The 12,425-nt window shown below is 41.2% G+C and carries 11 protein-coding genes; all 11 read right to left on the minus strand.

Translation table 11 applies throughout. From position 1 onward, the window contains the following. Nucleotides 1-46: 46 nt before the first annotated feature. Nucleotides 47-2,032, minus strand: coding sequence for a transketolase (gene tkt, locus H7U04_RS01180; protein ID WP_201059244.1), 1,986 nt, complete (start codon nt 2,030-2,032; stop codon nt 47-49). 303 nt (nt 2,033-2,335) lie between these two features. Then, nucleotides 2,336-3,094 carry a triose-phosphate isomerase gene (gene tpiA, locus H7U04_RS01185; RefSeq protein WP_002885895.1) on the minus strand — a complete coding sequence of 253 codons (759 nt, stop codon included), beginning with the start codon at nt 3,092-3,094 and terminating at the stop codon, nt 2,336-2,338. Nucleotides 3,095-3,348: 254 nt separating this feature from the next. Further along, nucleotides 3,349-4,545, minus strand: a complete 1,197-nt coding sequence (gene tuf / locus H7U04_RS01190; RefSeq protein ID WP_002886182.1) for an elongation factor Tu — start codon at nt 4,543-4,545, stop codon at nt 3,349-3,351. Between the two features lie 236 nt (nt 4,546-4,781). After that, a complete protein-coding gene (ftsW, locus tag H7U04_RS01195) occupies nt 4,782-6,062 on the minus strand; it encodes a cell division peptidoglycan polymerase FtsW (RefSeq protein ID WP_037601957.1) in 1,281 nt (426 codons plus the stop codon). A 258-nt stretch (nt 6,063-6,320) separates the two neighbouring features. Further along, a complete protein-coding gene (locus H7U04_RS01200; protein WP_002890211.1) occupies nt 6,321-6,737 on the minus strand; it encodes a F0F1 ATP synthase subunit epsilon in 417 nt (138 codons plus the stop codon). Nucleotides 6,738-6,749: 12 nt separating this feature from the next. Then, on the minus strand, nt 6,750-8,156 hold the full coding sequence (gene atpD / locus H7U04_RS01205) for a F0F1 ATP synthase subunit beta (protein WP_002890209.1): 1,407 nt from the start codon (nt 8,154-8,156) through the stop codon (nt 6,750-6,752). A gap of 76 nt (nt 8,157-8,232) precedes the next feature. Next, complete coding sequence (locus H7U04_RS01210) at nt 8,233-9,111, minus strand: F0F1 ATP synthase subunit gamma (RefSeq protein WP_002890208.1); 879 nt, start codon at nt 9,109-9,111, stop codon at nt 8,233-8,235. Between the two features lie 18 nt (nt 9,112-9,129). Continuing rightward, on the minus strand, nt 9,130-10,635 hold the full coding sequence (atpA, locus tag H7U04_RS01215) for a F0F1 ATP synthase subunit alpha (protein WP_037601955.1): 1,506 nt from the start codon (nt 10,633-10,635) through the stop codon (nt 9,130-9,132). Between the two features lie 15 nt (nt 10,636-10,650). Next, on the minus strand, nt 10,651-11,187 hold the full coding sequence (locus H7U04_RS01220) for a F0F1 ATP synthase subunit delta (protein ID WP_037601953.1): 537 nt from the start codon (nt 11,185-11,187) through the stop codon (nt 10,651-10,653). Then, nucleotides 11,187-11,684 carry a F0F1 ATP synthase subunit B gene (gene atpF / locus H7U04_RS01225; RefSeq protein ID WP_014634008.1) on the minus strand — a complete coding sequence of 166 codons (498 nt, stop codon included), beginning with the start codon at nt 11,682-11,684 and terminating at the stop codon, nt 11,187-11,189. Before atpF ends, H7U04_RS01220 begins: the two co-directional genes overlap by 1 nt. Nucleotides 11,685-11,704: 20 nt before the next feature. Continuing rightward, the gene (atpB, locus tag H7U04_RS01230) at nt 11,705-12,412 is read right to left on the minus strand and encodes a F0F1 ATP synthase subunit A (RefSeq protein ID WP_037601951.1); all 708 of its coding nucleotides are present in this window, start codon (nt 12,410-12,412) and stop codon (nt 11,705-11,707) included. Nucleotides 12,413-12,425 lie beyond the last annotated feature (13 nt).

The raw sequence follows: 12,425 nt of genomic DNA on the forward strand, positions 1-12,425 counted from the left end.
CTTTTCGTCACCCACTACAGTTGACAAAGAGCCGCTCTTTCTTTTCTTACAATGATTTGTAAAGTTGACTTGCATTCTCAACAGTGAAACCATATTCTTTAAAGATACGGTCACCAGGTGCTGAGGCACCCCAAGTATCAATAGTAAGTGTTTTACCTGCAAGACCAACGTATTTGCCCCAACCAAAGCTAGTTCCAGCTTCGATAGCCAAACGTTTTGTCACAGCTGCTGGAAGAACTTCTTCTTTATATGCAGCATCTTGTTCATCAAAGAGATTTTGTGATGGCATTGAAACAACACGGACATGCACGCCTTCAGCTTCAAGAGCCGCTTGAGTATCAAGAGCCAATTTCACTTCAGAACCTGTCGCAATGATGATACCATCAAGATCACCTTTAGCTTCTGAGATGATGTAAGCCCCTTTATTGACACCAGTTTCAGCATTTTCAGCTGTACCATCAAGGACTGGCAAGTTTTGACGTGTCAAGACTAGCATTGTTGGACGTTCAGTCTCAGCCAAGGCACGTTTCCATGCTGCATTAGTTTCATTACCATCTGCAGGACGGATAACATTAAGGTTAGGCATTGAACGCACACTTGCCAATTGTTCGATTGGTTCGTGAGTAGGTCCATCTTCACCAACTGCTACTGAGTCGTGTGTCATAACATAAGTTACTGGCAAGTTTTGAAGTGCTGCCATACGTACTGCTGGAAGCAAGTAGTTTGAGAAGACGAAGAAAGTACCACCATAAACACGAGTACCACCATGAAGAGCAATACCATTCATCGCTGCAGCCATAGCAAACTCACGTACACCGAACCAAATATTACGTCCAGCATAGTTGTCTGGTTGGAAATCAGACTCAGCCTTAACCATAGTATTGTTAGAAGCTGAAAGGTCTGCTGAACCTCCCCAGAATGAAGGAACTTGTTCAGAAATCTGTTGGATAGCTTGTTGGCTTGACACACGGCTAGCTACTGCTGAACCCAATTCATGAGCATTCAAGTCAACGTGTACAGGTTCATTCGCAAAGGCAGCCTTGTATTCAGCAGCCAATTCTGGGTAAGCAGCTTCATATTCTGCAAATTTAGTTTGCCAAGCATTTTCAGCAGCTTCACCACGGAATTTAATACCAACTTCGAAACGACGAGCGACTTCATCTGGAACTGTAAAGGCTGGGGCATCATAACCATAAACATCTTTTGCGTGATCAATGCCGTCTTGACCAATTGGAGCACCGTGGACAGCTGATGTTCCTTGGCCTTCAGCTCCGTAACCAATGATTGTCTTAACTTCGATAATAGATGGTTTATCTGTCTCAGCCTTAGCTTCTTCAATAGCTTTAGCAATAGCTTCCAAATCATTACCATCTTTAACAAGAATGTGTTGCCAACCATAAGCTTCAAACTTAGCCTTAACATCTTCTGTGAAAGCCATTGAAGTTGGTCCATCAAGTGAGATATCATTTGAATCGTAAAGAAGTACCAACTTACCAAGTTTAAGGTGACCAGCAAGACTAGCAGCTTCTTGAGAAACACCTTCCATCAAACAACCATCGCCATGGAGGGCATAAGTATAATGGTCAACAATATCAAAACCAGGTTTGTTAAATTTAGCTGCCAAGTGCGCTTCAGCCATTGCCATACCTACAGCATTAGCAATTCCTTGACCAAGAGGACCTGATGTTGCTTCAACACCATCAGTATGATTAACTTCAGGGTGACCTGGAGTCTTAGAACCCCATTGACGGAAGTTCTTCAAATCATCCATTGATACATCATAGCCTGAAAGGTGCAAGAGGCTATAAAGCAAAGCAGAACCATGACCTGCAGAAAGAACAAAACGGTCACGGTTTGTCCAGTTACGGCTAGTCTTTGGATTAACATTCATCACATGGTTCCAAAGTACATATGCCATTGGCGCTGCACCCATAGGAAGACCTGGGTGTCCAGAATTCGCGGCTTGAATGGCCTCGATCGAAAGCGAACGAATAGTGCTGACCGCCATTTGGTCAATTGCATCAAAAGTCATGATTTCTAATTCTCCTCTTCTTGGAAAAATGCGGAGCAAACAGACTATCAGTGCCTGCGCTCTAGTTATACTACTCTCATTATAGCATATTATCTGCCTCTTGGGACAATCCAATTGTACTTGCCTAGGCTCAAAGTTTTAAAAAATCCAAACAAAAAGATAGGGCTTACAAAATAGGAGTTTTTGTTCTACATTTAAGCACCTTTGCTCCCCAAAACAGGATAAGAGAAACCTGGCTTTTTTTAGAAAAACACTTAAGACAAACAAGAAAAAAGCCGAGGGAAACCTCGACTTTATCTAAAATTATTTAACGAAGTCAAGCAATGCCAAGAAGCTTTCAGCTTCAAGTGATGCACCACCTACAAGAGCTCCGTCAACGTCTGGACAAGCCATGTATTCAGCAACGTTTTCAGGTTTAACTGATCCACCGTATTGAACACGTACTTTGTCGGCAACTTCTTGACCAAAATCAGCAGCTACAACGTCACGAACAACTTTACACATTTTTTGTGCGTCGTCTTGTGAAGCTGATTTACCAGTACCGATAGCCCAGATTGGTTCGTAGGCGATTACTGTTGAAGCGACTTGTTCTGCAGTCAATCCAGCAAGAGCAGCTGAAACTTGAGCACCTACGAATTCTGCTGCTTTACCAGCTTCGTAAGTTTCAAGTGATTCACCACAACAGATGATTGGAAGCATACCGTTAGCAAAGATTGCTTTTGCTTTTTTGTTGATGTCTTCATCAGTTTCGTGGAAGTAGTCACGACGTTCTGAGTGACCGATAACAACGTAGTCAGTACCGATTTCTTTCAAAACTTGTGGGCTAGTTTCACCAGTGAAGGCACCAGCATTTTCAAAGTAAGTGTTTTGTGCAGCAACTTTAAGGTCTGAACCTTTAGCGGCAGCAAGTACAGCTGTCAAGTCAACTGCAGGAGCTGCGATACCAGCTTCAACAAGATCTGATGAAGGAAGTTTTGATGCTACAGCTTCAACGAATGCTTTTGCTTCTTCTGGATTTTTGTTCATTTTCCAGTTACCAGCGATAAATGGTTTACGTGACATTTCACATACCTCTTCTTTTATTTATTTACTCGTTTATTTTATCACAAATCCCTTACTATTACTAGGATTTTAGGAAAATTCCGAAAACTCAACCTGCTTTATGTCTATTTATCACTATCAAAACTTAGCTTAAGCATCTAAAATACCTTAAAAGTATAAAATCACAAGTATTTTTAAACACCAAAAAGAGCCGAGTAAACTCGACTCTCTCAATTATTGTCTGACGAATAATTGTATTGGGAACTTAATATTAATTAAGCTTCGATTTCAGATACGATACCTGAACCAACAGTACGTCCACCTTCACGGATAGAGAATGTTGTACCTTGTTCAACGGCGATTGGGTGGATCAACTCAACGTCGATAGTCACGTTATCACCAGGCATAACCATTTCAGTACCTGCAGGAAGTTCGATTGAACCTGTTACGTCAGTTGTACGGAAGTAGAACTGTGGACGGTAGTTGTTGAAGAATGGAGTGTGACGTCCACCTTCTTCTTTAGAAAGGATGTAAACTTCACCTTTGAATTTAGTGTGTGGGTTGATTGAACCAGGTGCAGCCAATACTTGACCACGTTCGATTTCATCACGTTGGATACCACGAAGAAGAACACCGACGTTATCTCCGGCAATACCTTCGTCAAGTTGTTTACGGAACATTTCAACACCAGTAACAACTGCTTTTTGGATGTCTTCTTTAAGACCAACGATTTCAACTTCGTCATTGACACGAACAACACCACGGTCGATACGTCCTGAAGCAACAGTACCACGACCAGTGATTGAGAATACGTCTTCGACTGGAAGCAACAATGGTTTGTCAGTGTCACGTTCTGGTTCTGGAATGTATTCGTCAACAGTGTTCATCAAGTCCATGATGATGTCTTCGTATTTAGAATCACCTTCAAGAGCTTTAAGAGCTGAACCTTGGATAACTGGAATGTCATCACCTGGGAAATCGTATTCTGAAAGAAGGTCACGGATTTCCATTTCAACCAATTCAAGCAATTCTTCATCGTCAACCAAGTCAACTTTGTTCATGAAGACGATAAGGTGTTTAACACCAACCTGACGTGAAAGAAGGATGTGCTCACGAGTTTGTGGCATTGGTCCGTCAGTAGATGCTACTACAAGGATCGCACCGTCCATTTGAGCGGCACCAGTGATCATGTTTTTAACGTAGTCCGCGTGTCCTGGCGCATCGATGTGAGCGTAGTGACGTTTTTCAGTTTCGTACTCAACGTGTGCAGTGTTGATTGTGATACCACGTTCACGTTCTTCTGGAGCAGCGTCGATTGAAGCGTAGTCTTTTGGTGTGTTAACTGCGCTAGGAAGACGACGAGCCAATACAGTTGTGATAGCAGCTGTCAAAGTAGTTTTACCGTGGTCAACGTGTCCGATTGTACCAATGTTAACGTGTGGTTTACTACGATCGTATTTTTCTTTTGCCATTTAGGAAAAGCCTCCAATAAAATATATTTTATAGATAGACAGTAGGCAATACAGTCTAACTTTACTCTACTATTCTATCAAAATGTCATAGAATTGCAAGTATTTTATATAGTTTTCAGTTTTTCTTTAGAGTAATTACAAATATTCCTTTCAATAATTCTATTTCTACTGCTCCTATTAGCTTTCACTATCTTCATACTACTGCCTAACACCATCTAACGAAAAAAGAAGCCGTATTAACGACTTCTTCTTAAAGGCACGATTTTTTCATCTTGATTTTCCAATTCTTGAGTCTGAGATAACTCATCCTCAATCGCTTGAACAATATTATCACGCTTTTCATTAGCAGCGATGTTCAAGACAAAGGCTATCCCAACTGAAGTCACTAAAAGAGAGTTACCTCCTTGCGAAAGGAAGGGGAAGGTAACCCCTGTTGATGGAATCAGCCCTGAGATTCCTCCGATGTTAACGAAGACCTGCATTAGCATTAAGGCACCTACACCCAATGCCATCATAGAGTTAAAAGGATTTCGTGCCTTGACTCCCACAATCATAACACGAAGAATGAGGAAAAAGAGGAGGGCCAGAATCAAGCCAGCTCCGATAAGACCTAACTCTTCAATTACAATTGAAAACACAAAGTCTGTTGTAGCTTCTGGGAGATAACCAGTTTTTTCAATCGAATTTCCAAGTCCAAGGCCGAACCAGCCCCCATTACTCATAGCATAGTATGAATGAGATAGCTGAAGACCAGATCCTGTCAAATCCTTGAACGGATTAAAATATGCTGCGAAACGCTTGGCAACATATCCAAAGATAGGTACCTTAGCCATGGTTTGAACCCCAACCAAGGCAATTAACCCAAGGAAGGCTGACGAAATCCCAACAATACTGGCAAACAAGGCCGTAAACCAACGGTAGCCAACACCAGAAATTGAAAACATCACTACTGTAGTCAACACAATGATAGCCGCATTCCCCAAGTCAGGTTGGATAGCAACCAAACCGATCATTACAAGCAAATAGACACGCCAGTCATTAAGTTCCTTACCATTCCTAGGAATCCATCTATTCTTCGTCAGGGCTTGGTAGTCATAACGTTCTATGGCAGACTGTTTTTTTGAAAAGGTGTGTGCCAAAAACCAAACAACAATGATTTTAAGGTACTCCGCTGGTTGGAAAGACAAGGGACCTAGCACAATCCAACCATTGGCACCATTGATTTCCCTGGTGAAAAATTTGGCAATGACCAAAAGTAAAATCTCAAAGGCAATAACAACACCCAAAAGCTTATCTTTCCTGAGAAAGTTCAATTTCAGTCGGTAGATGAAAAAAATAGAGAACAAGGATACCAACCAAAAGGCTCCTTGGTTTATAACAGATGCGAAGGGATTGGCTCCCAAGGCTACTAAACGAGCACTTGTTGTTGAATACACTACTATTAAACCAACTATGGATAAGATTAAATAAGGTATCAAGATGGTGTAATCTAAAAGATGCTTCTTTTCAATTTTCATATCTTTAAAAAACTCATACTTTCTATTACGTTACTCTACATTTTCTCTTAAAATATAAAGCTAACAGCTTATATTATAACACTTTGATACCTTAAACTAAAGTAAAAGCTAAATTAACCGTTTTCAGGACTGGAAATCTGATTTTTTATCTTACCTTCAGATAGGTTTTACAATGAACTTTCTTTGATAACTTTGCTACTTCTCATGTTTTCTTTTACGACAAATAAAAAACGGGACCAAAGTCTCGTTTTTTTTGTCTTATTTTGTACCGACACTGATACGATTAAGTGCTCGACGGAGAGCAACCTGAGCACGTTGAACTTCATCAATACGGTCAGATTTAGTTGCTTCTTCCAAGTCACGTTCGGCACGTTGCTTGGCACGTTCGGCACGAGAAACGTCAATGTCGCGTTCACGTTCTGCTGAATCGGCAACGATAGTAATAAAATCATCTTTAACTTCGATGATACCACCGTTTACGGCAATCCAATCGACGTGACTCTCGTCATCCACACGACGAACCTTGAGTTCATCCACTTCAAGTGGCGCAATCAAGTTAATATGGCCTGGCAAGATACCAATTTGACCATCTTTAGTAACCGCGTGGATAAAGCTGGCATGGTGGTCATATTTCAGACCATCCGGAGTTACCACTTGTACGGTCATTTGTGCCATATCTTCACCTCATTAGTAGCCCATAGCTTTAGCTTTAGCTACTACATCCTCAATTGGACCTACGCTACGGAAGGCATCTTCTGGAAGATTGTCATATTTACCTTCAAGGATTTCTTTAAAGCTACGAACGGTTTCAGCAACTGGAACATAAGAACCTGGTTGACCTGTAAACTGTTCAGCAACGTTAAAGTTTTGTGACAAGAAGAATTGGATACGACGAGCACGTCCAACCAATGTTTTTTCTTCGTCTGACAATTCATCCATACCAAGGATAGCGATAATATCTTGCAATTCACGGTAACGTTGAAGCACACGTTGAACTTCAGTCGCAACAGCATAGTGTTCTTCACCAACAATTTCAGGTGAAAGGGCACGTGAGCTTGATGCCAATGGGTCAACGGCTGGGTAAATACCCATTTGTGTCAACTTACGTTCAAGGTTGGTTGTTGAATCCAAGTGAGCAAATGCTGTAGCTGGCGCTGGGTCAGTATAGTCATCGGCTGGAACGTAGATGGCTTGGATTGATGTAACAGAACCTTTTTTAGTTGATGTGATACGTTCTTGCAATTGACCCATTTCAGTAGCAAGTGTAGGTTGGTAACCAACGGCTGATGGCATACGACCAAGAAGGGCAGAAACCTCAGAACCTGCTTGAGTGAAACGGAAGATGTTATCGATGAAGAGAAGCACGTCTTGACCTTCGACATCACGGAAGTATTCCGCAATTGTCAAACCAGTAAGTGCAACACGCATACGTGCTCCAGGTGGTTCGTTCATTTGACCGAAGACCATGGCTGTTTTCTCAATAACGCCAGATTCTTTCATTTCCCAGTAAAGGTCATTACCTTCACGTGTACGTTCACCAACACCTGTAAACACGGAAATACCACCGTGCTCTTGGGCAATGTTGTGAATCAACTCTTGAATAAGAACGGTTTTACCAACACCGGCACCACCAAAGAGTCCGACTTTACCACCTTTAAGGTAAGGGGCAAGCAAGTCGATAACTTTAATCCCTGTTTCAAGGATTTCAGTAGATGTTGACAATTCATCGAAAGTTGGTGCTTTTTTGTGAATTGGTTCACGCTCTGCATCTTCTGCAAAAGGTGCTTCCAAGTCAATGGTATCACCAAGAACGTTAAAGACACGTCCAAGGGTATCTTTACCAACAGGAACGCTGATTGGACGACCAGTGTCCAGAACTTCTAGTCCACGAGTCAATCCATCAGTAGATTCCATGGCAATGGTACGAACCACACCTTCTCCAAGTTCAAGAGCTACTTCGAGCACGATACGTTTAGACTTTTGTTCATCAGTATAAACGACCAATGCATTGTTAATCTCAGGGAGTTTATCACCGGCTGCAAACGCTACGTCTACAACAGGACCAACAACCTGAGCAATTTTGCCTGAGCTCATTGTTTTCTCCTTATGATAGTTTTTTGGATGACAATCATCCCTTTTTCATGTGTGTCTAATTAAGACAAATCTCTAGCTATTCAAGTGCACTTGCACCACCAACAATTTCAGTAATTTCCTGAGTGATGGCAGCTTGACGCGCACGGTTATATTGGATTGTCAAATCGTTAATCACATTCTTAGCATTATCAGTGGCTGTCTGCATTGCAGTCATACCCGCTGCGTGCTCAGCTGTTTTGGCATCTACGATAGCACCGTAGATAAGACTCTCCGCATATTGTGGTAAGAGTTGATCCAAAATAGTGTCACGATCTGGTTCCAATTCAAACTTGGTCAACACATGACCTTCTGATTCATTGGGATCCAAATCAGCGATAGGAAGCATTTGTTCCACACGAACTTCGCTAGACAAACTGTTAACATGGTGGTTATAGCACACATAGAGTTCATCAAAAAGTTCATTTTGATACATTCCTACAGCTTTAGAAATGATTTTTCCGACTTGATCAAAACTAGGTTGATCTTCAAGGCCACGAAGTTCAAAAGCAACATTCATGTTACGAGCCTTGAAGAAATCTGAACCTGTTCCACCAATGGAAATGATAGCATATTCATCTTCAGAATCATGGTCACGTTTAATCATGTCCAACACAGCTTTAAGAATTGTTGAGTTATAACCTCCAACAAGTCCTTTATCTGAAGTAATGACAATGTAACCTGTCTTACGAACTGGACGTGCATCCAACATTGGATTTGACGAACCATTAATTAATTCTGAATGTAGAAGATCTGTTGTGATCTGTCTAATTTTTGAGGCATAGATTTGGAAATCTTTAGCAGCTTGCTCAGAACGTGTCAATTTTGATGCAGAAACCATTTGCATGGCTCCTGTGATCTGACTCGTTTTCTTTGTTGAAGCAATTTTTGCTTGGATTTCTCTTAGAGAGCCTGCCATATGCTGTCCTCCCTATTTCTATTTGTATTCTGACTGATCTTTGAAAGCTTGGATAGCTTCATTAAGTACAGATTCCTCAGGAATATCCTTAGTTGTACGAATAGTTTCAAAGATATCCTCATGGTGACTATCAAAGTAGTCATAGAGTGCTTCTTCAAAATCCAAGATTTGATCAACCGGAACACTATCCAAGAAACCGTGTGTCAAAGCGTAAAGGATAACAACTTGTTTCTCAACTGGAAGTGGTTTATGAAGCGGTTGTTTCAAAACTTCGATTGTACGACGACCACGGTTCAATTTCGCTTGAGTCGCAGCATCCAAATCTGAACCAAATTGCGTAAAGGCTTCAAGTTCACGATATGAAGCCAAGTCAAGACGAAGTGTACCAGCAACCTTCTTCATCGCTTTAATTTGCGCTGATCCACCTACACGTGATACGGAAGAACCCGCATCAATGGCTGGACGAATACCTGAGTTAAACAAGTTTTCTTGCAAGAAGATTTGTCCATCTGTGATTGAGATAACGTTTGTTGCGATATAAGCTGAGATATCTCCGGCTTGCGTTTGGATGATTGGCAAGGCAGTAATTGAACCACCACCAAGATCATCTGAAACTTTAGCTGAACGTTCCAAAAGACGTGAGTGGAGATAGAAGACATCCCCTGGGTAGGCTTCACGACCTGGTGGACGACGGAGAAGCAATGAAAGTTCACGGTAGGCCACGGCTTGTTTAGACAAATCATCATAAACAATCAAGACGTGTTTTCCGTTATACATGAACTCTTCAGCCATTGCAACACCAGCGTAAGGTGCGATGTAAAGCAATGGTGATGGTTGTGATGCTGAGGCAGTCACAACGATTGTGTAATCAAGAGCACCATGTTTACGGAGAGTTTCTACTTGTGTACGAACTGTTGATTCTTTTTGACCAATAGCCACATAAATACAGATCATATCTTGTCCTTTTTGGTTCAAGATAGCATCAATGGCTACTGAAGTTTTACCAGTTTGGCGGTCTCCGATGACCAACTCACGTTGACCACGTCCAATTGGAACCAAGGCATCAATGGCCTTAAGACCAGTTTGCAATGGCTCAGAAACTGATTTACGTTGCATAACACCTGGAGCAGGTGTTTCAACTGGACGGAAACCTGTTGTTTCGATGTCACCAAGACCATCAACTGGTTGCCCAAGTGGGTTTACTACACGACCAATAAGGGCTTCACCAACTGGAACTTCCATGATTTTTCCAGTACGTTTAACAATATCGCCTTCACGAATTGCTACGAAATCCCCCAAGATAATGATACCGACATCATTAGATTCAAGGTTTTGGGCCATACCATAGGCACCATTTTCAAATTCGAGCAACTCACCACTCATGGCATTATCAAGACCACGAGCACGTGCGATACCGTCACCGATATAGGTAACGACACCAGTTTCAGTGACGTCAAAGTTTGGCTGGAAGTTTTCAATTTGCTTTTTAATTAAAGCGCTAATTTCTTGTGCGTTAATTGCCAAAAGTCACACCACTTTCTATTTCAAATTCGTTTTAAAGGTTTGCAATTGACTGCGAATTGACGTGTCAACAACCTTATTTTTTGCTTTGATGACGAATCCTCCGATGAGGTCCTCATCAATTTTTTCTACTAAACGACGTGTCTTAATCTCAAATTTTTGTGAAACAATCGCCAAAAGTCGGGCTTTTTGTTCCTCAGACAAGGGACTTGCTGATGTCACTGTGACATCGTAACTATTGTCTTCTTGGTCAAAGAGCTCAAGGACCAATTTCAACACATCATAGAGAATGTTGGCACGGTCATTGAGTAAGATTACCTCAAGAAAATTGTTCATATACACTGAACAAGACTCTTGAAACAAGCTCAAACTTTCTTTTTTAGCTTCACTTGTCACATTTTCCTGCGACAAGAAGGTTTTTAGATTTGTTTCAGCAAAAACTGTTAGGATTTGCCTTACTTCTTCTTGGATTGTTGACACGGCGTCTTGTTCAAAAGCGACTTCTACCAGGCTTCTGGCATACTGCTCAACAAGAGCTTGTGTTTTCTTATCCATTAAGCATCTCCTAATTGATCAAGATAGCTATCAATCAAGTCAGATTGCGCTTTAGCATCAAGGTTTTGTTTCATAACTTTTTCCGCCAAGAGGACAGTCAAGTCTGCAACTTCACCTTTAACGCCAGCAAGTGCTTCCACACGGCTTTGGGCAATGTCTTGATTTGCTTTTTCTTTCAAGCGTTTAGCTTCATCATGTGCTTCTGCAATGATTTTTGATTCTTGAGTTTTACCAGTTTCCTTGGCCCCATCAATAATTTGAGCTGCCTCAGTGCGAGCACCTGCCAACTCATCTTGACGTTTTTGTGCCAAGCTTTCTGCTTCTTGACGAGCATTTTCAGCACTATCAATATCTGTGGCAATTTTCTTTTCACGAGCAGCAAAGATTCCTGTAATTTGATCCCATGCGAATTTACGGATGAGGTAATACAAGAGAAAAACTGAGCCGAGTGTGATAATGATATTACCAAGTGTCGTACTATTAATAAGTATTGACATTTCATTTCTCCCTTTCTTAATTATTCTTCGTTGACTTTATCACCAATATAGTTTGAACTTAGGATAATAAAGACATAGGCTTGGATAAAGCCGATAAAGGCTGAAAAGGCAACCCAGACAAGGTTCAAAGCAAAGGATACAGGTGCTGCAAAAGCAGACCAGGTCACCAATTGAAGAATCAAGCCAGTAAGTACCTCACCAGAATAAATGTTACCAAACAAACGCAAGGCCAATGAAGCAGGGTTGGTTAATTGTTCCAAAATGTTCATTGGGAGCATAGCTGGGTATGGTGAAAGGTAGCCCTTTAGATAGCCTTTAAACCCTTTTTTACGGATCCCCTCAATATGACTAATGAGGGTAATAATCAAAGAAAGAGTGATAGTAACACCGAAGTTCGATGTTGGAGAAGTCCAAAAATTGTAATGCTCACTTTTTACAGACACAAGCAAACCTAAGTTGTTTGCTGTAAAAACAAAGGTGAAAATTACAAACAAGAGCAAACTATAATTCTTCGTGAATTTCCCAAGACTTTGAGAAATGGTACTATTCACAAACTCATAGATGAACTCAAGCACATTTTGTTTTCCCTTTGGTTTAATGGTCATCTTACGACTTGACCAAAAAACCACTCCAAAAACGATAATTACTGTCAAGAGAGACATGGCAAGGACAGTCAAGTCAAAATCAATCCCAAATAATGAGACGGTTGGATTACTTGTAGTTTCCACTGCTCATCCCTCC

The organism is Streptococcus sp. 22.1 (assembly GCF_016648645.1).
Lineage (GTDB): Bacteria > Bacillota > Bacilli > Lactobacillales > Streptococcaceae > Streptococcus.